General features: G+C 40.3%; 21 protein-coding genes. 6 read left to right on the top strand and 15 right to left on the bottom strand.

All coding sequences use genetic code 11. The features are described 5' to 3' along the window. Positions 1-292: 292 nt before the first annotated feature. From EGC86_RS20870 to EGC86_RS10070, 9 genes are all read right to left on the bottom strand, one after another. On the bottom strand, positions 293-442 hold the full coding sequence (locus EGC86_RS20870) for a hypothetical protein (protein WP_160327542.1): 150 nt from the start codon (positions 440-442) through the stop codon (positions 293-295). 7 nt (positions 443-449) lie between these two features. After that, the gene (locus EGC86_RS10105) at positions 450-2,387 is read right to left on the bottom strand and encodes a helicase C-terminal domain-containing protein (RefSeq protein ID WP_123777450.1); all 1,938 of its coding nucleotides are present in this window, start codon (positions 2,385-2,387) and stop codon (positions 450-452) included. 23 nt (positions 2,388-2,410) lie between these two features. Further along, positions 2,411-3,064 (bottom strand): DUF6361 family protein, encoded by a 654-nt coding sequence (locus EGC86_RS10100; protein ID WP_123777449.1) that lies wholly within the window; start codon positions 3,062-3,064, stop codon positions 2,411-2,413. 389 nt (positions 3,065-3,453) lie between these two features. Beyond that, a complete protein-coding gene (locus tag EGC86_RS10095; protein WP_123777448.1) occupies positions 3,454-4,167 on the bottom strand; it encodes a hypothetical protein in 714 nt (237 codons plus the stop codon). A 166-nt stretch (positions 4,168-4,333) separates the two neighbouring features. After that, positions 4,334-5,359, bottom strand: coding sequence for a helix-turn-helix transcriptional regulator (locus EGC86_RS10090; RefSeq protein ID WP_123777447.1), 1,026 nt, complete (start codon positions 5,357-5,359; stop codon positions 4,334-4,336). A 43-nt stretch (positions 5,360-5,402) separates the two neighbouring features. Continuing rightward, positions 5,403-6,392, bottom strand: coding sequence for a hypothetical protein (locus EGC86_RS10085; protein ID WP_123777446.1), 990 nt, complete (start codon positions 6,390-6,392; stop codon positions 5,403-5,405). Next, positions 6,379-7,311, bottom strand: a complete 933-nt coding sequence (locus EGC86_RS10080; RefSeq protein WP_123777445.1) for a hypothetical protein — start codon at positions 7,309-7,311, stop codon at positions 6,379-6,381. Before EGC86_RS10080 ends, EGC86_RS10085 begins: the two co-directional genes overlap by 14 nt. Before the next feature lie 476 nt (positions 7,312-7,787). Then, on the bottom strand, positions 7,788-8,279 hold the full coding sequence (locus EGC86_RS10075; RefSeq protein ID WP_245423136.1) for a GNAT family N-acetyltransferase: 492 nt from the start codon (positions 8,277-8,279) through the stop codon (positions 7,788-7,790). A 301-nt stretch (positions 8,280-8,580) separates the two neighbouring features. Continuing rightward, a complete protein-coding gene (locus EGC86_RS10070) occupies positions 8,581-8,850 on the bottom strand; it encodes a hypothetical protein (protein WP_011637465.1) in 270 nt (89 codons plus the stop codon). 333 nt (positions 8,851-9,183) lie between these two features. Here EGC86_RS10070 and EGC86_RS10065 point away from each other — a divergent pair, with 333 nt between their 5' ends. Continuing rightward, complete coding sequence (locus tag EGC86_RS10065; RefSeq protein ID WP_123777443.1) at positions 9,184-9,426, top strand: hypothetical protein; 243 nt, start codon at positions 9,184-9,186, stop codon at positions 9,424-9,426. Between the two features lie 423 nt (positions 9,427-9,849). On the opposite strand, the gene rnk is transcribed toward EGC86_RS10065, so the two are convergent. From rnk to EGC86_RS10035, 6 genes are all read right to left on the bottom strand, one after another. Further along, the gene (gene rnk, locus EGC86_RS10060) at positions 9,850-10,263 is read right to left on the bottom strand and encodes a nucleoside diphosphate kinase regulator (RefSeq protein ID WP_011637464.1); all 414 of its coding nucleotides are present in this window, start codon (positions 10,261-10,263) and stop codon (positions 9,850-9,852) included. Between the two features lie 429 nt (positions 10,264-10,692). Next, a complete protein-coding gene (locus tag EGC86_RS10055; protein WP_123777442.1) occupies positions 10,693-10,953 on the bottom strand; it encodes a hypothetical protein in 261 nt (86 codons plus the stop codon). A 1,057-nt stretch (positions 10,954-12,010) separates the two neighbouring features. Continuing rightward, complete coding sequence (nrfD, locus tag EGC86_RS10050) at positions 12,011-12,952, bottom strand: NrfD/PsrC family molybdoenzyme membrane anchor subunit (RefSeq protein ID WP_123777441.1); 942 nt, start codon at positions 12,950-12,952, stop codon at positions 12,011-12,013. Further along, positions 12,949-13,521 carry a 4Fe-4S dicluster domain-containing protein gene (locus EGC86_RS10045; protein WP_102036995.1) on the bottom strand — a complete coding sequence of 191 codons (573 nt, stop codon included), beginning with the start codon at positions 13,519-13,521 and terminating at the stop codon, positions 12,949-12,951. Before EGC86_RS10045 ends, nrfD begins: the two co-directional genes overlap by 4 nt. A 28-nt stretch (positions 13,522-13,549) precedes the next feature. After that, positions 13,550-15,832 (bottom strand): thiosulfate reductase PhsA, encoded by a 2,283-nt coding sequence (gene phsA / locus EGC86_RS10040; protein WP_123777440.1) that lies wholly within the window; start codon positions 15,830-15,832, stop codon positions 13,550-13,552. A 253-nt stretch (positions 15,833-16,085) separates the two neighbouring features. Next, positions 16,086-17,939, bottom strand: a complete 1,854-nt coding sequence (locus tag EGC86_RS10035; RefSeq protein ID WP_123777439.1) for a sensor histidine kinase — start codon at positions 17,937-17,939, stop codon at positions 16,086-16,088. 201 nt (positions 17,940-18,140) lie between these two features. Here EGC86_RS10035 and EGC86_RS10030 point away from each other — a divergent pair, with 201 nt between their 5' ends. The 5 genes from EGC86_RS10030 (at position 18,141) to torD (ending at position 23,771) form a co-directional block, all read left to right on the top strand. Further along, positions 18,141-18,734 (top strand): response regulator transcription factor, encoded by a 594-nt coding sequence (locus tag EGC86_RS10030; protein WP_123777438.1) that lies wholly within the window; start codon positions 18,141-18,143, stop codon positions 18,732-18,734. 398 nt (positions 18,735-19,132) lie between these two features. Continuing rightward, complete coding sequence (locus EGC86_RS10025) at positions 19,133-19,303, top strand: nitrate reductase (RefSeq protein WP_011637457.1); 171 nt, start codon at positions 19,133-19,135, stop codon at positions 19,301-19,303. Positions 19,304-19,345: 42 nt separating this feature from the next. Next, complete coding sequence (torC, locus tag EGC86_RS10020; RefSeq protein ID WP_123777437.1) at positions 19,346-20,524, top strand: pentaheme c-type cytochrome TorC; 1,179 nt, start codon at positions 19,346-19,348, stop codon at positions 20,522-20,524. Positions 20,525-20,536: 12 nt separating this feature from the next. Next, a complete protein-coding gene (gene torA, locus EGC86_RS10015) occupies positions 20,537-23,029 on the top strand; it encodes a trimethylamine-N-oxide reductase TorA (protein ID WP_123777436.1) in 2,493 nt (830 codons plus the stop codon). Positions 23,030-23,129: 100 nt separating this feature from the next. Next, complete coding sequence (gene torD, locus EGC86_RS10010) at positions 23,130-23,771, top strand: molecular chaperone TorD (protein ID WP_425376037.1); 642 nt, start codon at positions 23,130-23,132, stop codon at positions 23,769-23,771. The last annotated feature ends 179 nt before the right edge of the window (positions 23,772-23,950 follow it).

The following is a 23,950-nucleotide window of genomic DNA, read 5'->3' as shown; positions in this document are numbered from 1 at the left end:
TGCCGCTAACCGTATCCCTACAATCCGTCGTGTGATTGGCTAATATTGCCCTCCCCTTCACCCAACAAGGTCAGGACTCTTAAGTTTTGATTTCGGATCTCAATACTCGGCCTATGGGCTCCCCTGTCAACGCTAACTCGACAACTTACGATGCAAAGCCCATGACTCGGGATCTTAGCTGCCTGCTAGGCATTACCAAGCAGAGGACTGTCACCTCCAATCTTCTACCGATTTATCTCGGCGCACTGGATGTCCTGACTTTCAATGCGCAAAACTTCTGCCACTCGCCATCCTACGTCTCGCGCACAAAACCAAACATATTCACAGGGTAGACCGCCAACTCGTGATTGTAGTGATAGGTTTGACTGAGCGGCCAACCGTGCACAATCAGCTGGGTGATGATATCGTTTTGAAAAGTTAACTCGTTTGCTTTATCAGACATACATACTCTAAGAAATTGTCTCGTTTACTTGATGCATTAGTGGTGACAAATTGATCACCAAAGCTTCTTTTATTAAATTTATTTGCTCATCATTAAATTCACGGTGCAACACATTGTTCAGCAACTCTTCCTGCCTTGGTTGGCCAAAAGCAAGCCGATAATGAACGAGCACTTTTAATGCATTTTCAAGTTTAGCGACCTCCTTACTCATCGGCATCATAGGTACATAGCGCTCGATGGTTGAGTCACCGTCGGGGTAGTGCCAGTAAGGAACTAAGTCACTTTGTCGCCCTCTCTTCGTTTCATTATCTGCAGTTTCAAATAGCTCACTCCAAGGATCACTAGATGCCGTAAGAGTTTGATGGCCATACGCTTGAGCAATTCGATTACGGACGACAAGTGATTTGTATCTATTCACTCGCCCTTCGCGTTGCTCGATGTCAATCGGATTACTGGGTAAATTCCAGTGCACGATTTGCCTGCAATACCAATGAAAATCCAGCCCTTCTTGGCCAATAGAGGTGGAATTCAACATGAAGGGCCTAAAAGGTGAGTTAAAGGCATCACGTACATCGCTAATACGACTTAGTCCATCCTCATTAGTTAGAGCTTGATTACCCAAGGGGACGGCATAGTGACAGCGCAGGCTATGTCTAGCTGTTTGTTTCTGATTGCCGGATGTTTTAGTACCGTCCTTCAACTTATCTTCTTCAAACTGGCAATTAATTTGTGTTGTACTAAATCCCAACACACTGGCTAGCTTATTGGTCGCTATACCAATTTCAAGTTCAGCGAGCATGTGCCCGTACTCATCTACTACAGCCTGAAAATCACCTTCCGCGCAGTAGTGGGCAACAGCACTAAAGTATTTCCTTTTTCCATAAAGCGAATGAAGAATAGCTTCAGATTCTGCTTTATTAAAAAGCGAGATAGCCGATACGGAGGCCTTGGTAGATGCTTGTAAAATATCTTGTTCGTCAGCTTCTGGCCAAAGCCTTTTCCAGCTACGTGCAATGCAAATTGCAGGTCCTGCTACTGATAAATAAGCAAGATACTCAGGCAGATCTGCTGGCATAGGGCCTAACTTTAAATCATGGCCCATATCTAAATAACGGATTATTTCTACGCCCTGGGCGCTGCCAGAATGGACACTACCTTCATTTGGAAGTTTCTCAAGCCATGTTTTTAATACGCCATCAAATCCATTTTCGCGATCAAGTAACATGGGAGCAAGGGCATACCATCGATCTCCGCTACTTCGACCGTCAGCAAAAACAGTCAGCATTTTTAATTGTTCTGTAAAGTACTGGCTTTGAGTCTTTAAAATAGCTGGCAGCGATTGTTGCTTAGACTTTTCTACATAGTTGAGGTCAAATTTAATTAAGGTCTGAGCTGGATAAATTAACGACCAGCCGGATAAGCTTCCCGACTGATCAAATTTAATTTTTGGTGAGTGAGTCCGATAATAATCGCGCTTAGCCTTTCTAGTTTGCATTGCAAGTCGACGCTCGGCCTCGTATGAAATTAGTCCACTTAACGCACGAGGTACCACAGCCCAAGATGAAAACAGTAGCGTTTTACTAAACCGTTCTTGGCCTTCAAAACAACCCTGCAATGAGTAATGCGTTAACGATGGCGGCACCCATAGCAATTGCTCACTTTTTGTATTAAACAAACGCTCTGTGAGCGCTTTAATTTTGGCATGGGGTGCATCGCTAAGTTTAAGGCTGTAGTCCGAGATGGCTTTTCTAGACAACCAAGCAGCAGAAGAACCTCTGAGCGCTTTTCTGACAATTAGATCTTGTCCGTGATAATCTAATTGTTTTTTAAATTGATAGCCGCTTAAAAAAGAAAGGGCCCAAGGCGTCGCCTTATAAAACTCCATCAACTGGCCCCGATAGTGCCCTTTGCTGATTTCTTGTAATGCTGTACCAACAGTATCCATTGCCTTAAAAGCATGAATATCTTTTACCGAAAAACTATGATCACAAACGCCCTTGATCGTTGTAAAAACAGCTTCATAGCCATCGAAATTTTTAAGTTGTCATCGGCCTGCCAGTTATCAATCTGATCAGGCAACTCTATCCACCGCTTGGTCAAATGAACATCATCATCATCATCTTTGCCTTCTTGATGGTCTGAGTTTGCGATATAAGGCATATGTTCGTTTTTGGCCAACGCAGTGCAAAATTCATGCAATGACAATGTGGATTTAACAATGCCAAAAGTTTTTAAGCCATTCCAATAAATACTCGATGGCCGCCGACCAACACCTCCATTTGCAATACTTTCGGCACCAATAATCCCGTTCTCTACGCCACCGTGAATTCTGACCAAGGCCTCGGCAAGCAAATGCTCCTGCTGCTCCAACCAGAGGTGCGGGTTTCTGGGCTTCTTGGCTTTACCGTTTTGGATGTCACGCAGTAATCGAGCAATAGTAATAAAATATTTTGCCCGTGTTTGAATGGTTGAAAGGCCTGGAAATAGACGATTAGCAAAAGCATCACGGATCTGCCCAATACCCAACTCATCCAGCGTACCAGGCTCATTCAAAGCGGCTAAGACCAACTTGACTTTATTGCGTTCATCCGATGAAAAATCGACCCATCCTAATTGACTCATTTTAAAAACCTTCTTTGAGCGATAATGTCGTTTTGAAATGCAAGTTTTGCAGCTAGATTGGTCATGGTTTTTTATCGCAATGAGTTGGTGTTAGGTATATCAATATAAGCATTGATTAATAATAGCTTGGTCGATATATCTGTTTATTATTGTATTGAACGAAGCCGCTTTGCGGCATTTACTTTATGAACAGCATCTTATAAACTTAACCATTACAATCAATTAGTAAATACAGTCTGATCAAAATATTCAGGTCTGTTAACGTCCTATTGGATCATGGTAACCCAATAGGACAAACTAGCCGTCAAAACCAAGGTGCTGGCATGTGGTAGAACAGGGATACCCTAATGGTACATTGTTGTTATCTATTAATTAGAGATGAACATAGTTTAGTTATTGTCTAACATACGGCGGGATAATGCTGGAGCATCAAGTTTTATAGGGCCTTCATGCATCGTAAATTTAGATTCAATTTCACCGTCTTCACTTTCGTGTTTAATACAAACGCTGGTATATGAGTTTAACCAAAGTTTCTTTTTACCTGCGGTGAAAGATAGTCCACTGTGATTTTTGCCCTCAATTTCTGTTGGAAAGGCCCAGCCGCTCTTTTTCAATTCGGTAACGGTAAAAATTAAGTGAGCCATCAGCGGTTGTTTTGAAACAATTTGCTCATGAATATGAGGCCAATGTTCTCGATCGCCTTCAGAAGCTCGCCATCCTTTGACTTCTTTTACATCATTAAGTGATTCATAAGGATGTGAATGAAAGGTACCGACTAATTCTAGATGAGGCCAATACTGTTCAATTAGCTCTTTTTTTGCTTCAACACTTTCTAAATTTGGCTGGACCCAATCCTGATGACGAACAGCAGAAGTCTCAATTGTCGCAGTTGTGACAATAATTTTGCTCGCGCTATCTTCACTTTTTGAGGGAATAACGTAACCCCAAAGTAATCCATATGTTTCAAGCCCAGAAGAGGCTTTCCCTCTAGGCGTTTTATGCTCATGATCAAAAGCTTCGATAGCTGATGACATGAGTACAGGAAGAACTTGATCTTCGACAATAATTCTAATTGGATTGCTTGCAGTATAATTTTTAATCAACTATCTCCTTGTTATACATATAAAAATATAAACCTTGTTAAGAATAACTTAAGTCACTTTTATGCCCTAATTTTTTGACACAAATTTAGGGAAATTCTGATATGTCCGCATCTAACCATTCATTAGATACAAATGAGTATTTGGAGTAATACTAAGATCACTAATTTTATGAAGGCCCGTAAATTTCCATCGTTTTACGTAAATTGTCACGCATTCGAGCTCGAAGCTCTTGTGGCTCTAGTACCTCAATGTTTGCGCCTTGCCCCCTTAGCCACCAGTTTAGTTGCCAACCATTATTGACTGTGGCACTGAGTTGATATGTTTCATCCTCTGATTGGATAATCTTCATATCATCTGACATAGGGCTTTCGTTCAAAATAAAGGCCAGTTCTTCGGTCACTTTTGCTTTGAGTGCGAATTTGTCACCATTGCCAAATTGCATTGCACCATCTTGTAAATATTGTTGAAGATTAAAATTTTGCGGACGGATCCCTTGTTCGTGAATGCGGGTTACCGTTTGAAAACGGTGCATGGCAAATCGTTTGATTTGTGCGGTAGTTGCACCCTTAGTGATATCTTGAGCAATAACATAAAGCACGTGGCCTCGCTGCACTAAGGCCAGTGGCATAAGCAAATATTCAGCTGCTGTTGTGTTTTTTGCTGCAAGATAACTAACTACAATGGTTTGGTCTTTTAATAATGCTTCCTGTATGTCAGTTAATAAACTCTCATCGATTGATGGCGGTTTAAAACCAATATCTGGCATTACACTGGCAACTTTTTCAAACCATTGGGCATTATCATCATCTTTTAAGGTGTTTAACAGCTGCCGCGAATGCTCAAAATTATGTTGTAAATGGCGTTGCATCGCCGGAGGCAATAGTTGCTGTAGCGACTTTTCTACCAACATTAACGACAATGCATCCGTTAAACTTATGCTGTCGATATGTGTTCTATTGATACCAAGACCAGACCAACGCCATAGATAGGGTTTTGTGTCTGTTTCTGAATAAATAGAAAAGTACTGCGACAGCACTTCGAGATCTCTCTGCAATGTGCGTTGAGTGACCTCAAACCCTTCACTTTTAAGCTTGTTGAGCAGATCAGCACTTTTTATTCCCGCATTAGCAGGAATAAATTTAAGTAATGTTTGCTGCCTTAGAAGCGTATTAGCATTTTTATTCTTAGACATAGTAGACCTTTAATCTAATGATGAACCATGACACGACAAAGACTTAGTGATTAAGCAGATAACCTACCTGAAAATATTTCTCAAAGTAATCCATATATTCTGATTTATCTCGGTACCAATATTTTGTTCTTTCTTGAGTATCTTCATCATAATATTCTTCAAATACGTCGATTAGTGTGTCACATTCATTGGCGCTAACGGGGACTCGGCTCATTAAATACATTAATTCCTCAGGTGCGAACCTTGGCATGTTCATCAACAGAAATAACCAACCTTGCTGCATGGCACAGTGTTTTTGCAAGGTTCTGCGAAACCAGTATTCATAGCCCCATTCTCCAACTGAGTAATGTTCTGGCGCAAGCGCTAAGGCTTGCAGTAAGCTACTTTGGGGATGAAAATGCATGACTATTTTTGCCGCCAGCATTATAGGCACAAAATCCCGATTGAAGGCTTTATTTGACCTACTTGCCTTTGTTTTACTCTTCCCTACCGGCAAGGGTAATTTTGATTTAAACCATTTATGTTCAGTACAACTGCGGGGATCTCCGCCATAGCAACGATTTAACCTTTGAATCGTCAGATAATGCGCATCAAGTAATAATTCTGCTTGTTCGAGTAAGACACTCGGTTGCAAAGCGGGATCGCTGCTTTTTGACATTAAATCCATCAATGATTCATTTCTATTGAGAAATAGTGTCCATAAGCTGTAAAAAGGTGAATCTTCTTCCATGGCGAATTTTCCTGAGCGCGAACCGCAAAGGGCTTTTACATTTCTAGCTGGGTTTGGAAGCTTACTTTCCCAGCAATCTAATGCGAGACGAACCAATAATGTCATATCATATTCTTCGGCCCACGGGTTGTTGTCGTCATCTCTCAGAAAATTATCAATCCAATCAAACTCCTGAGATTCTTGGATCCATACGCGCGCTGTCAGACTTGGACGCTCTGAATAACCAATGCCAAATTTATTCTCATCATCAAGGAGAGACAATAACGATTCAGTTTCTTTTTTAAATAATTTAAAGATGATCATTTATCAGCCTCTTAGATTTTCGGTTAATGATTAACGTAAAAAAGTCATCGTAAACTTGGAGAGAACAATTGGCGCCAGGGTAATAACCTTGTGCAGAAAATGTATCAGTAAAGGCCTTTTTCATAATGATGCAGTCAGAAGCTGACGATTGAGCCAATAAAAACAATAAATGCTCCGGCATTATGTGCTCAACATTAGCGAGTAGAAATTCAACGCCTTCGTTTTTATAACAATGTGCTAGCAACTTACGGATAAAAAATAATTCTCCTGTACTTGAGCTCAATACATAGGGTGGCCAACAAAGTGCAACCTGCTTGAGTACAGCGCTATTAGGTTTTAACTGTATAAGTAATTCAGCGGCAAGGATCAAATGATTAAAGTAACTCGAAAAAAATAATTCACAATTATCCTTTATCGCTTCGGCCATTTGCTGATAATTTTCCCAATCGAGTGATTCAATATTTGGTTGTTGCACAGAAAACGCCACTAATAACGACTGGAGTAATGATTCAGCTTCTTCAATTAAGAAACTATTTACATCAGCAATCGCACTAAAATTACGTTTAAAACCGTCTTCATTGCGATAAAAGATATCCAACACTTGCGATAAGGCAGGATAGTCTTGATAAGCCTCATAAGTATTACGTGAAACGATTAACTGTTTAATAGCTAATATATCGGAATTCGGAGCTTGTGAAGCTTCATCTTGCAATACTCGAGCAACTAGTAAATGATCGTACCACCCCTCAGCGGTTTGCTGTGCATGATAATATAATCCGTTCCAATCATCGGTTAAGGTTAACCATTGCTCTGGAAATAGTCGCGCCATATCTTCAGGCTTTAATTGCTCATAATCTGGTACTTTCCCTAACTCTAGAAAAGTAAGTAAATTGACAGACTCTGTTACCAAACCATCCATAAAAACCTCGATTAACTTCTTGTTGGTTATTATTATACCGAATAACACGACAACTTGTGTCGTATCATTGTTAATTATTGAAATTTAACATTAAAAATAACACATTGATTATTATAAGCTTTTATATAGACTGCTTGCTATAAATATAAGCAACATACTTATAAATAGGTTTGGAATTAAATGCTATAGCGGTTGTTAATAAAAAGACTTCAATAGTACTTTTATTGTTTGGTCGAAAGTTAATCCGACTTTGAGATTGGCGTATGAACTGATACGTTGTTGGATAATATTGCCTATTCGATGATAGGTATCTAGAGCGAGTTCTTATTGGGGACGATATAATTATCGCTCCATTAACCGAGTGGATATCAATGTTGATGAGTCCTGTTACGCTTGATAACCCACTTCTAGACCAAATTGTGTTGGTGTCTGAGCTCTAACACTCACAATTAGAACAATCATAAGTATGCTTTAGATTAACTTGTTAGCTGTTTATTTGAAATTTCACAAGCAACTGCATTCAATGCATTTTGTTCTTGTTTTCTTAGGTAATTTACTACTTTCTCTTTAAACGATATATCAGAATAGAATTGCTTGATTAGGTATTTTGAAGGGATATCAGTCCGTTCCATTAATGGGACCGCTCGACCAGTCGCAATGACGTAAACATTAAAATCATTATAACGTGCCAACATAGGTTCAATAATATTTTTAAGCAACGCATTAGCCAACAACGTAGCATAACCTTTATTACGATGCTCTATGACTGTTACAAAATGAATAATACCCAATTCTTTATAGTTCACACCTTGATGACAAGTGACTTTGTCTGCACGGGCTTCAAAGTTTTCAAAAAGACTGTACCCTACCAATTTATCATTTACATAAAGTTTAATTATTTCTGCTTGAGTCCCATTTTGTAATTCCTCGTGCTTATCTAACCACTCAAAAATGTACCACATTTTCATGTCGGCCTGACCCAAGGCGAGTAATTCATTAGTACACGTTTTGACATTACAGTGTTCGAATCTAAGCATTAATAAACCCTGTGAATCTTCGTAAGTTAGTTAACATTGACCTGTGAACTTACTTTTATATAAGTAGAGAGCGAACAGCATAATAAAGACTAAGTTTGCGATTACGAGTTCTAAACAGGCTCCAACACTACTCATCGAAGGTGCAAATCCAACATCTTACTTTAGACTTTTCAATTAACCCCCGATAATGTCACTTATCGGGATTAACAAAACACGAATTTATGAGCTGCTATTAATCTTCCATCCAATCCATATTCGGTAGTGCATTCAAATGCTGGCCATAACGTATTTCGTTAAAAGAGCAACCATTTTTCATGACATCGAAAACTTCGATAGCCAACGCGCAAGCCATCATTTGAATAGCTTCGTCACGCGGTGTTCCTGTCATGACTAAGCGCATCAAGGTTTCTTTTACCTTTTTGGGCTCACCGTCGGCGATTTGATTTTCGACTACTTCAATGAGTGTTTCTTCAGTCATGTAACTGTCTTGCTGCTTATCCATTATAACGACTCTGTTAAATATTTGACGCCATTATGCCGCAAGCATAGTGCAAGCAATAGAGTAAACTCTGAAATATTCGAGCGTTGCAGTCAATATCGTAACGTAAAGGTAGAGTATGATTTATCTGTGTTGATAATCTGAATGAATTTTGTGCGCCGTAACGAATTTTTTGAGATGACAATATCATCGACTAACACTTAAAGGAGCACAAATGAGTTAAGCCCCTAACCCATTTGTGCTCCTTTACAAGCTAAGGCATCTACTCATATATGAACAGATGATTGCTAATAGCCTTCTTGTCGCCCCCAACTCCCACGTCGTCCCGGTAATACTTTGAGCCAGGACCAGATGTTTTTTGTTTTGTACTTATGGCCTGCGGCCACTAACGTCGTGGCGCGTCGCCCACACCAGAGCAAAGGGGTAAAGCGCATTCTTGGTTATGAATCAGCCTTTGCAAACCGTCAGCATTCCGGCAATTTTTTTTGCTTTTTAACCAAACAACAGCAGAGAAAAATTACGATGAAAATCAATCCAGTTTTGGACTTCGTTTATAACCGTCTTCAGCCCCTCTGGTAATAAAGAGTGAAAATGCTAACGCTTCAGATGGGAGTCTGATGTGAATGGATTCACGAATGTCGTGGTGGCAAGGTCAATGATGTTCCCTACATCATAATGACATTCCCCATATCCATATGGGTCAGATGCCAATGAACGACCCTTCCCCTCCAAAGCTAGCCTGACGTCCTATCAAACTTACGCATTCTTTTATAAAGAGTCTTCAACGGCCTCAGTTCAGAGTTGAGTTAAAACATTTTTAATCAAGGCATCTAGATCAGTTTTCGACATAAACGTTAGAGTTATCAAATCAATGTAGACTCAAAATATGAGAAAATGTAGCTCTAAGGTCTAACGGTCTAGCCAATATTTCTTAACCAGTTCAATAGTGTGACTTCATTGAGCTGGTTTAGATCCTTATCAATCTATTGAATAGATGATGTATCAACGATGGTATTCACCAGCCCTTTCTGGTTGATAAAAAATTTCATTAATAGTTATTTTTATTAACCCTCCACCAGGCTTTGGCCATTCAATTTGATCTCCCTGAGCCAACCCAAGTAAGGCACTCCCAACCGGCGCTAGAATAGAAATTTTATCGCCTTTCAAATCGAGATCTTTGGGATAAACAAGCGTCATTAAAAACTCTTCTCGAGACGCCTCGACAGTAAATTTAACCGTTGAATTCATGGTGACAATCGTAGTGGGTATTTCTTTTGGATCTACGATAATGGCTCGAGCGAGTTCTTCTTCAAGCTCACTTATACCTACCATTTTCTTTGTAGGTAAGGACTCGATTAGCGTAAATAATCTCTGTGCATCAAGTGATGAGATCGTTATTTCAGGTCTGTTATTCATTTTTTCCTCCAAAATCTAATAATCATGCTTTGAATATTTTACCTAACGATCAAACTTTGATTTTAGAAAGTTCAATGAGGTAAAATAACATTATTAATCTAGTGACATTAATTTAAGAAATTACATGCGGTTGTAAATATTATTCCTAGTTTATTAAAAATAACTGAGTAACTGAGTAACTGAGTGTCAGTACCTTAAAAAATGGCGGAAGGTGCAAGTTACTACAATGTAAACATCCACGTTTTTACTTTCAATCGTTATTATATTGCTCTGTGGCTGAATTTATAACACCAAAAAATACACATGAATTTAACAAATAAACCAATAAGCTGTGCAGTGCCTTTAAGATAGGGGGATTATCTCTGGAATTAAATTTTAATCTGGTGTCTTTTTGTGTACTAATAGTTTAATAAATTTTTAGCATGAAGTCTATTTAGAAATTAATGCTTTAAAGATGATCTCTTGAGCCTTATGTTGTATAGAGTTTACTAACACTTTTTCAGACTCCACCTGAACCTTGTGTCCATTAACCATTGTAAGTTCATCCAAATAGTTAACTAACTGCTTAACTAGACCAATGTAATTTTCAGGTATCCTTATGGCCACTTTTTTTGGTCGCTGAGTTGTTTGAGCTCTAATGATACCTACTCCAACATGATGCGGCTTAACCTCACTATTTTTTGCTGACATCTCTAGACTCCTGCACTCTTTTTCTTAGAGAAAGTTAACATCATTATCAATTTTAAAAAATCATTACTGCAACAAAAAAACCAATAAGTCTTTAATTACAAATGGTTAATGCGCATAAGCTGCCTGTAACGTTAATGAGCAAAAGTCTTGTATGTTAAAAAATAGGCTGAATATAAAAAACACCTTCAGCCTATATATATACAATTCTACACTGTTGTGACCTAGCCCCCACAAAATGGTGTTTTTACTGACAAATTTAATCCAAAAATTGTTCAGTTAATTAAGGGGGAAGTACTACATATTTAGTGTACTAGCCTTTTTTCTTCCTTACCTTGACTACCTCTGTAGCATTTGATTCTTTTTTCAACTTACGCTTTTCTTTTAGCGACAACAATGGTTTTTTCATTTCATGCTTAGACATATCATTACCTTATAAACTAAATATTAATCACGTTTATTTAATGCAACAAACTCGTTTTTTGAAGTAAATAATCCACCGTCCTCCTTTTAGAACTTTTTTGGTTTATTTGTATTATATTAAAATTAATTGTCATTACAGACTTTTAAAAATAACTAATTATTATCTGTAGATAAAGCAAAGGTTGAGTTAATCCTATTGACGAAAAATAGTTTAACAAAATCTAAGCCTCAACATATAAATGTAAGCTGTTTTTAAAATGTTAATTTTAATTGTAGATTCTGTCAGAAACAGATGGGCGCAAATGTACGCCCGCTTAATCGGGGAATTTTAGGGCGAAGCTCCCTAAAAAAATAATTGAATAGAATGTGAATATTGATGTTTTCATAAAGCCAATATAGCAGCTTAAATAATAACTTCAAGTATAGGTTAGCGGTAAAGTTGAATATTCTACGTTTGTCGTTTCGAAACGTATGGGTATGACAGTGAATGCGGTCGACCTTAGTGTTTGCTCACAAACCAAAGACCAACGTTAATTGTTGTTACAACTGAATACTGCAGCCAATGGCCTAATTTTTACCCTCCAATCAACTTTAGTCAACTGGAGGGTAAAAGATTACTTATTTACTTATTTCTTGGTTAACTTATATAACCTTGTCCAGCATAGATGATGAAGTGGCGTAATGCTAAAACCCCCGTCAAACTACAACAGGCAACTGATATCATGATGGCTTTAGTGTGACGAGCATTGGCAGGTAAAAACATAGACAGAATAGGAACGATAAACCCGATTCCGACTACGCCTATCCAAAACACGCTAGCCCAAATGTCGGTACTTAACGATGCTAATGCTTCAGCAGCTGCGCCTCCTGTGAAATAAAGAGTACTAAACAGCATCACTAAAAACATCATTTCAGACACGATTACCGGTAAATCCAGGCTGTGCATTTTTGCCACATCGTTATCATGGGGGCTGCTATTAAAACAGGTTAACGCAACAATTAAGTTACCCGCTGCTCCCGCTGATAAACCAGATGCTAAAAACAATGCCGGTAATACTGCAGTATTGAGCATTGGGTAGGCATTCATGGCCGAGATTAAAAAGCCAGTATACGCACCAACACCTATAGCAAGTACAAACAGTAGGATTTCGATGACTTTACGCATTGGCAATAGCATATGCCCTATTGGGGCTAAAAGTCCTAACTTCCACTTTGGTAAATCATCTCGCAATACAATCAATGCATAAGCAATACCTAACGGTGAATAAGCCAATAAGGCCAACACACCAATCGCCATTACAGAGGTAAAATTATAATTGACTAAGATGAGCCAGAAATGAAATGGTTTGGTTAAATCAAACACTAAACAGGCCAAACCTAAGCTTATGGCTACAGGCCCAATAATGGCAGAGGCTTTTAATATCGAAGTTTCAATATTGCCCCCTTTACTATACCAACGCATACCAATACCAATGAGTACGCTACCTGCCGATAAACCGGCCATAAATAAATAAACGGCGATAACCCAGTTCCATGTCACTGGATCATATTGCGCCATGTCGCCCCATATATTGTTCATGACTCTATCCCTCCTCGTTTAGTCGGAACACGGTACACTCGTGGTTTGGTACCTAAATGCGTTTTGTCTTGATAGGTTATTTTTGTATTCAGTAATTGAGCAACCTCACTTTTGCTGTCGTTAGCATCACCAAAATACAATGCATCTGTTGGGCATGCTGTAACGCAAGCGGGTTGTTCACCTCTGGCTAGGCGCGTGTCTTTACAGAAATTACATTTGTCTGCAGCCTTGGTTATGGGATTCATAAAGCGCACTTTGTATGGACATGCCGCGACACAATACATACAGCCAACGCACTTATCGTTATGAATAGACACTAAGCCATTTTCGTCTATGTAAGCAGCACCTGTAGGGCAAACACTGACACAAGGTGCGTCTTCGCATTGCTGACAGGACACGCGGTGATATTTAAAATGTAAGTTTGGTGCTTCACCAAAAGGACCTTCCACCCTAACTTGCAGGCGTGTTACCCCTTCAGGGACTTCGTTTTCACTACGACAAGCTATATTGCAAGCTTGGCAGCCGATGCATTTATTTTCATCATGCACCATGACATATCGTTTGCTCATAGGAGACTCCAAATCAATTAGTTACCGGCTAAATTTTTACCAACTTGACACCCGTGGTATGTAAATTCATGCCACAGATGGGGGCGATGACATTAGGAAGTAGGTTGCCGCAATGGATACCTTTTCCTGTGGCTCGCACCAGTTCTTTATTTTTGGAGCCAAAGCCCATGTATGCAAACACAGTATCTTGACGAATCCCCGGGGTGACTAAGGCGGTTCCTTCCTCACTGCCCACACTGCTGGTTAATCTAATTGCATCACCGCTATGGATATCGAGTCGCCCAGCCGTTATTGGATGGATCCAAATCGCATTTTTCGACATAAGATTGGCTAGCATTGGAATATTATGGGTGGCGCCATTGGTGTGTACCGCGACCTTCCCTTGTATAAAGTACAACTCATCAACTTGTTTTAGTTGTACATCGCGATGCTTAATCACACCTCGACCTGGTGCCATGCCTTCTATTTTGGGTGACGTTAACTCAATCTTGCCGCTGGGTGTTTTAAAGCTCATTGAGCTTGCATAAGTACCGTCTGCATCAACACTTTTGGCATTGGGATAAGCCTTAACGAATTCGGTAACCATTTCAGGTTCACGCAACATCAATGGCTTACCGTAGCTGACGTAACCCATTTTTTTGATGTGTTCCAATAAGCTATGATCGCGATTCAGCTGCATTAATTGCAATGTTTGTATATTGTCCCAAGGGTAAAATTGTTCAAGCCCTAAAGCTTGACCTAATTCTTTAAATATTTGCCAGCTTGGGCGAGTATTACCAATGGTTTCAACCACACGTTGACGAACATAATAGGCCGGATTTTTACCTGATTTATCTTGTATCTCTTCATCGCGTTCAAGATAAGTCGATTCTGGCAAAATATAATCTGCGTATGCGGCGGTTTCACTGATATACAGGTCACATGACACCACTAAATCTAGCTTTTTAAGCGATTGCTCTACTTTGGCTCGGTCTGTAAGGGTTTGCATTGGGTTAGTACGGCTCATTACCCATGCTTTTAATTGATAGGGTTTGGCGTCTAATGTTGCATCTAAAATGGTTTGATAAATGCCACCATTTGACCACATCATTGCATACTGCTTTTCAACCTGGTCAATGCGGATTGCCGTTGGCTTAGGCATGCCTTTAACACCCGGTTTGGCTAGCGCAGGGGCAACATTTTCACCGGCAAACTTATTGTAGCCAGGTGCTTTCTGGCCCATGTAAATGCCCCCTTTTCGTTCGATGTTGCCAATCAATATGTTGGCTGCATATAGCGCACGGCGCATGTCGAACTCTTCTGGTGTAAAGGTAGCGCGATGGCCAAAATCAACAACGGCGTGTGGAGCGTGGCTTGCGTATTCATGTGCAATACGTCGAATGGCAGTGGCAGATACATCTGAAATAGTTTCGGCCCATTCTGGGGTATACTTTTGTACTTCAGCGGCGAACTCATCAAAACCAACAACATATTTTTCAATGAAGTCATGGTCATATAAATTGTCATTAATCAACACATGACATAACGCTAACGCGACCGCGACGTCGGTACCTGGACGTATTGCATGCCACTCATCAGCCTTATCTGCCACAATCGAGAATCTAGGTTCAAATACAACTAACTTGGCTCCTCTATCCATTTGAGCTTGCATCAAGCCTCTGGTTTCAGACATGTTGATGCCTTCATACAGGTTATGCCCAAAGTTGATGATGTATTTGGCATTGCTTAAATCACGCTTCATTTTGGTGCCAAATATTGCCTTAGCAGCAACAACATAACTGCCTGGGCACGTTGAGGCATGAGTAAATGTATTGGGCGATCCAAAAGCCTCAGCAAGATGAAATATATGACCTGAAAGTGAACCAGACTTTGATGAGAACGCTATGGTTTCTGCACCATATTGTTGTTTTATTTGGTTCATTTTGGTGGCGATTTCTTTATAAGCATCAGCCCATGAAATCTCAGCCCATTCACCTGCGCCGCGTTCACCCACACGCTTAAGTGGATTAACGATACGCTGTGGATCGTAAAGTAAGCTATGGCCAGCTCCACCTCGGGCGCAGACTTTGCCACCAAACGATTTAGCTTCTTTATTACCAGTAATAAATACGTTTTTGCCATCTACAATGCGTGCCTTAATAGGACACCGCGTTGAACACATTTCACAAATACTGGCAACTTCAGAAGCAACACCTTTTAAGGGTGATTTTTCTAACGCTGCTAGCGAACCAGGAAGCGTGCTTGCTAAAGCACATGTGGCACCACTGGCACCCGCTCCCTTTAAAAAATGACGTCGATTTAACTCAATCATGATTGCCCCCCTTCATCTTCAACGAAGCACGAAGTTTTTCTCTGTTTACTTATTATTAATGGTACTAACCAGACCCAAACTGTAGTCAGCATCATCGCTAACACCATTGTTAATCCATATGTAAACTAAGGGTATTGTGGTAAACCACATTGAGGGGCGTGATTTGATTGATGTCACGGTTTAACATCTCAATAAAATGAGATAAGCCAAAAAAGACAGGTTGGAATAAAAGTAACTAGGGGTATTTGATTGATTAATCGGGCATAGCATTTAATGGGATAACAATGAGAACCCTACATCCATATCGCCAAGGTGGGCTTGGGTCATCTTTGCATTTTGATAAGTTTATCTGACCACCAAAAAGCGCAATAACATCACTACAAATAGCCAGTCCTAGCCCTAAGCCATTGGCTTTGGTAGAAAAGAAACTTGTTTTAAAATCATCGTTGGCACAAGTTAACCCAATACCATTATCATAAATTTTCAGCTGTAAACTTTGATCAACAATGTGTAAATCTATCAATATCCGTTTGCGGCTATGAAGTGGAAACTCTTTTTCAGACACTGCATCAATGGCATTTTTTAACACGTTAATCAACACCTGACAAAAACCAACTTTATCACCATTCAGCTTAATTTCAGTGGTAGTCAATTGAGTTTTGATGTTGATTTTTTCTTTTTCGAACTCATGCTCTAGTAAGTCTAGGCAAATCATTAATTGTTCTTGTACATCAAACTCAGTACTTGCAGTACCTTTTCGTTGCAGCAATTCTCTGATCCTATGAACGATTTCTCCTGCACGCATTGACTGCTGGTGTATTTTTTCAAGTAATTGGTATTGTACTGAGTTTGTACCAATATTTTTTGCCTGCTCAATCATACCGCCTTCACTATATTGTGTAATTGCCGCAATGGGTTGGTTGAGCTCGTGAGCTAAACCTGCTCCAATTTCACCTAAAATTGCTGCGCTTTGCATGCGTTCAAGCTGCAATGCTTTATTTTTCAATTGGCGCTCTGTATTGATTAAGAACTCGCTCTTTTGTCTAAATTTATATTCCAACCAAAGATGATAAATGGTCGCGATAACAAATAAACCCAATAAACTAAAGCCCCATTTTTGATTAAGCTTTATCCATTGCCACACCTGTAGATGCACAGGGCTATCATCTGCATTTAAGTTAAGGTCGTTAAACAATTTAACCACTTGAAACTGGCTAATGGGTGCTGCCCAGCCTCGGTTCTGTCCGATGATTGACGCTGGGTCATCCATACTTATCGACAGTAATGCCCGAGTGATCCCCGTTCTCACCATTAACGGCACCGCATCCGACGATGCAAACGACCAATTCGGATATAAAGGGGTGCTTACAGCACATTCATAATCAGCTGGAGTGACATCATTTATTACACGATAATCGCTAGCCTCGATATAACCCTCTGCAACCATCTGTTCTAAAGTACAAAATGGAGTAATGGCTATATCAGCTGTGCCATCGCGGACTTGATAAATAAGCGGTTCAAGAGGAAAACCGAGAAAAGTCACTTTGGAAAAGAAGTTATTGATCGAATAATCCATAGAATGGATTAGCCCTATCGCGGCTTGGTACCCTCCTAAAGCATTAGGATCACTGGCCACCACGGAATGACCAGCAAGATCTTCTACACTAAACAAATGGCTGTCTTTACGGACGATAATAGTCGCACCTATCGCAAAGGTGCTGCCATTATGTTGATTGCTCTTCATGGTTGCCAACCAAGAAATAGGATAGTCGCCACTCATATTAAAGTAATGGCCAGGATTGGTGACAACAAACTGTATGTCGCCACTGATTAGCTTTTGATTCATGTTGTTGAAGTCTAACGGCACAACTTCAAAGCTGGCATTGGCAACATTTTGGCTTAAATAGTCCATTAATGGCTGCCAGCGTTCAATACTTTTAGCCACACCATAATTGGCAAGCACTGCAACTCGGTAATGTACTTCAGCTTGAGTCGTAATGGGTTTTTCAATGTCCGCAACTGGCATTACAGGCTGCGCACTTGCTTGAGTTAAATATCCAGCAAGAATTAATGAAAGTGCTCCAATCAGCAAAGTTTCAATTCGCATCCGTAACCTTTTAGCCATCTAACAATATTTAGTTAATCGGTACTTAGTAATAAACAAAGCAACCCGTTTTTATGCAACAAACTCAGTGTAGTGCAACTTAATTAACAAAACAGATGCATACAGCACAAAAGCAACCGAACAACTTGATCCACAATCAACAATGCTTACACTGTATTAACATTTAATGAATTGATACTACATATGCACATGCTTAAAGATATTTATATGGTGGATGATGACCTAGCAATTCTTGATTCTATGCAATTTATGCTATTGCAATATGAATACAACTTACAGGTATTCAATAGTGCCATTTCGTTTATTAATACCATTGATATTACCCTACCAGGTTGTCTTATTGTGGACAGCAAAATGCCAGAAATTACAGGCCAAGAACTACAACAAAAATTAATTGCCGCGAACAGTCCGTTAGGCATCATTTTTTTAACAGGTCACGGTGATCTGCCGATGGCGGTAAATGCATTTAGACAAGGGGCCTGTGATTTTTTTCAAAAACCTGTGAACGGTAAAGAGCTGGTTGTCGCTATAGAAAAGGCCTTTACGTGTAGTCATAAGATGTTTGAATCTATTCTACTAAAACAACGATATAACACGTTAACAGAGCGTGAAATCCAAGTATTGCATCTATTAATTGAAGGTAAAACTAACAAACAAATGGCAGATGAATTATACCTTTCTCTGCGCACAATTGAGGTGCACCGCTCTAAAATTATTAAAAAACTAGCTGTGCATAATGCTGCTGAACTGGCTAAATTCAGCCCTTTATTAGCCTAGTTTTTACTAGCTTATGACATGTTCAATTGTGTTTACACTGCCCATAGCCCTATGTTTTTCAAGCAAATTGCAACGCAATTTATATGATACCTTTTATAAATGTTGTCCCCGGTTATGAATTCCAACTTTTGAGTGGTATTAACAGTTATTAAGTTTGCTATCACTTTTATTTAGCTTATTAAGCACTGTACATTTTAGTGACCCTTGATTGATACCCTTCTTAAGTTGATTTTATAAAGCCGTACACTGTTAATCCTCACAGCAAGCTAACCCTCAATCAGTCTGTTCATAATCTTTCATATATTGTCTACGTTCATTCATCCACGGTCTGAGTGCCATTAACAATTGTTATCTAATATAGCTGTCATCAGCAAAGGTAATTTTTAAGCGAGCAAGCTATGACAACAAAAAACGTAGTAGATCCCCAAAGTAATGTGAAGTCTAAGGAGCTGAAAGCTCTTGGATTTATCATTTTTTTATTCTTTCCCATTATCACCGTAACCAGCATTAGTGCGTACGGTTTTGTCATTTGGATGATCCAAGCATTTGGTGGCGTTGTTGCGCACTAATCCTCAAACAAATTATGAGTCAATCTTATAAAGGATGCTGTTATGAAATGGTTTATTAATACCTGGCGGACGCTAAACCAGCCTGCCAAATACCTTACTTTAGGCACAATTAGCCTATCGGCTTTTTTAATGGGGATTATATTCTGGGGTGGTTTTAATACCGCACTGGAAATGACCAACACTGAAGAGTTCTGTATTAGCTGTCACAGTATGGAAAGCAAGCCCTACCAAGAGCTACAGCAAACGGTGCATTGGTCTAATCACTCTGGCGTTCGGGCCACTTGCCCTGATTGTCACGTGCCTCATAACTGGAGTCGTAAAATTGGGCGCAAGATTGAAGCATCACATGATATGTGGGGCTGGTTGATGCAAACTGTTAATACTGAAGAAAAATTTGAATCAAAACGTCTAGAGATGGCTAGCCGTGAGTGGAAACGCTTCGACCGTGATAACTCTTTGGCGTGTAAAAACTGCCATAACTATGACTCGATGAAATGGGATGACATGTCAAAGTTGGCGCAAAAACAAATGAAGCGTGCAGCAGAGATAGACCAAAGCTGTGTTGATTGCCATAAAGGTATTGCTCACAAACTTCCTGATATGGGGACTTCTCGTGCACCAGAACTCATTGCACAAGTAGGATCTGGCGAAACTGGTCTTGTGGTTGGTGCTCAGTACTTTACTGCCTTGACTAAACCCCTTTATTTTAATCAAAAAACAGATGTTGAAGCTGGCACGTTAAACATTGCCACTAAAGTGACGGTACTTGAAATCAATGGCAGTCGTGTACTAGTTGGTATTAATGGTTGGCGTAAAAAAATTGGTGCTGGTCGTGTTATCTATTTCGATTTTGGTCTTAACATTCTGTCGGCTCAGTTGTCAAAAGATGCTGCGTTAGAAGAAGGCGTAATGAATGTTTTTGAACAGAAAGAAGACCCCATGACCGGATTAACATGGCAGCGTGTTGAAGCCAAAATTTGGACAGATGCTGACTACCTAATTAACGATTTACAGCCACTTTGGGATTATGCCCGCACCACTTATACCAGAAGTTGTAGTGTGTGCCATACCCAACCAGCAGAAGCACACTTTGACGCTAACAGCTGGCCTGGAATGTTTAAAGGCATGATTGCATTCGTCAACATGGACCAAGACACTCAAGCGCTTGTACAAAAGTACTTACAAGAGCATTCATCTACTTTCGATAAGTCGGCGCATTAATAGGACATCATCATGAACAGAAGACATTTTCTTAAAGGCTTAGTGGCGACTTCTTATGTTGGACTAAGCAGTACATCAGTTTTGGCACCATTCAATGCCCTTGCAGCTGCGGGCACTAAAGCAAATGACGACTGGTTGACTACCGGTTCGCACTTTGGTGCATTCAAGATGAAACGTAAGAATGGCGTGATTGACCAGGTGATTCCATTTGAGTTGGACAAATACCCTACCGATATGATTAATGGCGTTAAAGGCTTAGTCTACAACCCATCACGGGTTCGCTACCCTATGGTACGCCTAGATTTTTTATTGAAAGGTCATAAAAGCGATACCAGTCAACGCGGTGATTTTCGCTTTGTCCGTGTCACTTGGGACAAAGCATTGACCCTGTTTAAAGATTCACTTGATGAGGTGCAAACTCAATATGGCCCATCAGGACTGCACGCGGGTCAAACTGGCTGGCGCGCCACTGGACAACTGCATTCGAGTACCAGTCACATGCAACGCGCTGTTGGTATGCACGGTAATTTTGTCAAAAAAATTGGTGACTACTCAACGGGTGCTGGCCAAACTATTTTGCCTTATATTTTAGGTTCTACTGAAGTTTATGCCCAAGGTACTTCATGGCCGTTGATCCTTGAGCAATCTAAAACCATCATTTTGTGGTCAAATGATCCCTATAAAAACCTGCAAGTGGGTTGGAATGCCGAAACCCATGAATCGTTCGCTTATCTAGCGGAGCTTAAAGAAAAAGTAAAACAAGGTAAGATCCGGGTGATCAGTATCGACCCGGTGGTCACTAAAACCCAAAAATACTTAGGCTGTGAGCAACTTTACGTCAACCCACAAACTGACGTTGCGTTAATGCTGGGCATTGCCCATGAAATGATCACCAGTAAGTTACACGATGAAAAATTTATTGAGGGCTACAGCCTAGGTTTCGACAGATTCGTACCTTATATTTTAGGCGAGTCAGATAGCGTAGCTAAAACACCAGAGTGGGCCAGTAAAATTACTGGTGTTAGCCCTGAAATTATACGTGATTTAGCTAAAGTGATGACCAAAGGTCGTACTCAAATCATGATGGGTTGGTGTATTCAACGTCAACAACACGGTGAACAACCTTATTGGATGGCAGCTGTACTTGCCACTATGATTGGCCAAATTGGTTTACCTGGTGGTGGTATCAGCTATGGCCATCATTACTCAAGTATTGGTGTTCCTTCATCGGGCGCAGCTGCACCGGGCGCGTTTCCTCGTAATCTTGATGAAGGCCAAAAGCCATTATTCGACAGTAATGATTTTAAAGGCGCGAGCAGCACCATTCCGATTGCACGTTGGATTGATGCCATTTTAGAACCGGGTAAAACCATCGATGCCAACGGGGCTAAGGTCACTTATCCTGATATTAAGATGATGGTATTTTCAGGTAATAATCCATGGAGTCATCACCAAGATAGAAATAAGATGAAGCAAGCATTTCAAAAGCTTGAATGTGTGGTCACTGTCGACATTAACTGGACAGCAACGTGCCGTTTCTCAGACATCGTTTTACCCGCTTGTACTACATTTGAACGTAATGACATTGACGTTTATGGCAGCTACGCTAACCGTGGTGTTTTAGCGATGCAAAAAATGGTTGAACCATTATTTGATAGCTTGTCTGATTTTGATATCTTTACCCGCTTTGCCAAAATAATGGGTAAAGAGACAGAATATACCCGTGGTATGTCTGAATTTGACTGGATTAAGAAACTTTATAACGACTGTAAAGCCGATAATGCCGGTAAGTTCGATATGCCAAATTTCGACACGTTCTGGAAACAAGGTTATGTACATTTTGGTGAAGGCCAACCTTGGACTCGCCATGCCGACTTTAGGGATGATCCTGAAATGAATCCATTGGGTACACCATCGGGCTTAATTGAAATTTTCAGCCGTAAAATCGCCCAATTCAATTACGATGACTGTCCTGGCCATCCTACTTGGATAGAAAAGTCAGAGCGCAGCCATGGTGGTCCTGGTTCAGATAAATACCCAATGTGGATGCAATCTTGCCACCCAGATAAACGCTTACATTCACAAATGTGTGAGTCGCAGCAATATCGGGAAACCTATACGGTACAAGGTCGTGAACCCGTGTACTTGAATCCTACCGATGCAAAACAGCGCGGCATTAAAGATGGCGATGTTGTTCGTGTGTTTAACGACCGAGGTCAACTGTTAGCGGGTGCAGTGGTATCCGACAGCTTCCCTACTGGGGTTATCCGAATTCATGAAGGGGCTTGGTATGGCCCAGTCGGTAAAGATGGGGCTAAACAAGGCGGTAGTGAAATTGGGGCGTTGTGCAGCTATGGTGACCCTAATACGTTAACGCAAGATATTGGTACATCAAAGCTTGCCCAGGCTTGCTCCGCATACACTTGCTTGGTCGATTTCGAAAAGTATCAAGGTAAGTTACCTGACGTCAGTTCTTTTAATGGCCCAATAGAAACGCAGCTATAACGTGTAAGTATTATCACTGTGCGCCAAGCGATTTAATTCTTGGCGCTTAAGTTAACAGCCATAATAGGGTCAGGAGATAACATAGATGAATGACAAGATATTGTATAACACGCCAATGAACCAGGGTCGTTCGATGGTGTATAAGCTGCTCTCATCACTGTTTGCAAAAGAGCTAGACCAACAGCTATTACAAGAGCTAACGGCAAGTCAGGCTCAGGCATTCTTTGCTCAACTGGCCAGTGACCCGTTATTGAGTCAAGACATTGAAACCATAAACTCAGAGCTTAATTCAACCCTTACCAGCGTCAATACTGATCATGCTTTATTAGAGCTTGCTGCCGATTATTGTGGCCTATTTTTAGTAGGTACAAAGCATAGCGCCAGCCCTTATGCCAGTTTCTATCTTAACGATAATGCAGTTGCCAAGGACGATGTACTCTTATTTGGTGAACAGCATCAGCAAATGCAAACATATCTAAAACAAAACCAATTAACGGTTCAAAGTGAATTTCCTGAACCGTCTGACCATATTGCCGTTATTTTGGCTTATGTCGCTCACCAAGCTTGTGCTTGTGACGATAGCGCTCAGCTCAGCTTTATTAGGCAATATCTCCACGCTTGGTTACCCCGTTTTGTAGATAGGCTTACCTCTGTGGATACTGGTCAGTTTTATTCAGCCATTGCTCACCTCACTCTGGCTTGGGTTGAAAGCGATTGTGAAGGACTAAAAGGTGCTCAGTAACAGGATATCTATCTGACTAAGCGATAATTCATCCATATAAAAACACCGAGCAAGCTCGGTGTTTTTATCTAATCCGTCGAGAAAACCCCGTGATCCGAGCATAGCGAAAGTCGCGGATTAGTTCACAAGTAATGTTTGAACTTAGGATAAATAGAGTGACTGTTATCCACACTGAACTA

The organism is Shewanella frigidimarina (assembly GCF_003797125.1).
GTDB lineage: Bacteria > Pseudomonadota > Gammaproteobacteria > Enterobacterales > Shewanellaceae > Shewanella > Shewanella frigidimarina.
This window is presented reverse-complemented; position numbering and strand designations above follow the sequence as displayed.

Excerpts from the sequence above, each read along its gene's own strand:
- EGC86_RS20870 (WP_160327542.1), bottom strand. The coding sequence starts at position 442 with ATGTCTGATAAAGCAAACGAGTTAACTTTTCAAAACGATATCATCACC.
- EGC86_RS10105 (WP_123777450.1), bottom strand. The coding sequence starts at position 2,387 with ATGGATACTGTTGGTACAGCATTACAAGAAATCAGCAAAGGGCACTAT.
- EGC86_RS10100 (WP_123777449.1), bottom strand. The coding sequence starts at position 3,064 with ATGAGTCAATTAGGATGGGTCGATTTTTCATCGGATGAACGCAATAAA.
- EGC86_RS10090 (WP_123777447.1), bottom strand. The coding sequence starts at position 5,359 with ATGTCTAAGAATAAAAATGCTAATACGCTTCTAAGGCAGCAAACATTA.
- EGC86_RS10085 (WP_123777446.1), bottom strand. The coding sequence starts at position 6,392 with ATGATCATCTTTAAATTATTTAAAAAAGAAACTGAATCGTTATTGTCT.
- EGC86_RS10080 (WP_123777445.1), bottom strand. The coding sequence starts at position 7,311 with ATGGATGGTTTGGTAACAGAGTCTGTCAATTTACTTACTTTTCTAGAG.
- EGC86_RS10075 (WP_245423136.1), bottom strand. The coding sequence starts at position 8,279 with ATGAAAATGTGGTACATTTTTGAGTGGTTAGATAAGCACGAGGAATTA.
- EGC86_RS10070 (WP_011637465.1), bottom strand. The coding sequence starts at position 8,850 with ATGGATAAGCAGCAAGACAGTTACATGACTGAAGAAACACTCATTGAA.
- rnk (WP_011637464.1), bottom strand. The coding sequence starts at position 10,263 with ATGAATAACAGACCTGAAATAACGATCTCATCACTTGATGCACAGAGA.
- EGC86_RS10055 (WP_123777442.1), bottom strand. The coding sequence starts at position 10,953 with ATGTCAGCAAAAAATAGTGAGGTTAAGCCGCATCATGTTGGAGTAGGT.
- nrfD (WP_123777441.1), bottom strand. The coding sequence starts at position 12,952 with ATGAACAATATATGGGGCGACATGGCGCAATATGATCCAGTGACATGG.
- EGC86_RS10045 (WP_102036995.1), bottom strand. The coding sequence starts at position 13,521 with ATGAGCAAACGATATGTCATGGTGCATGATGAAAATAAATGCATCGGC.
- phsA (WP_123777440.1), bottom strand. The coding sequence starts at position 15,832 with ATGATTGAGTTAAATCGACGTCATTTTTTAAAGGGAGCGGGTGCCAGT.
- EGC86_RS10035 (WP_123777439.1), bottom strand. The coding sequence starts at position 17,939 with ATGCGAATTGAAACTTTGCTGATTGGAGCACTTTCATTAATTCTTGCT.
- EGC86_RS10030 (WP_123777438.1), top strand. The coding sequence starts at position 18,141 with ATGCACATGCTTAAAGATATTTATATGGTGGATGATGACCTAGCAATT.
- EGC86_RS10025 (WP_011637457.1), top strand. The coding sequence starts at position 19,133 with ATGACAACAAAAAACGTAGTAGATCCCCAAAGTAATGTGAAGTCTAAG.
- torC (WP_123777437.1), top strand. The coding sequence starts at position 19,346 with ATGAAATGGTTTATTAATACCTGGCGGACGCTAAACCAGCCTGCCAAA.
- torA (WP_123777436.1), top strand. The coding sequence starts at position 20,537 with ATGAACAGAAGACATTTTCTTAAAGGCTTAGTGGCGACTTCTTATGTT.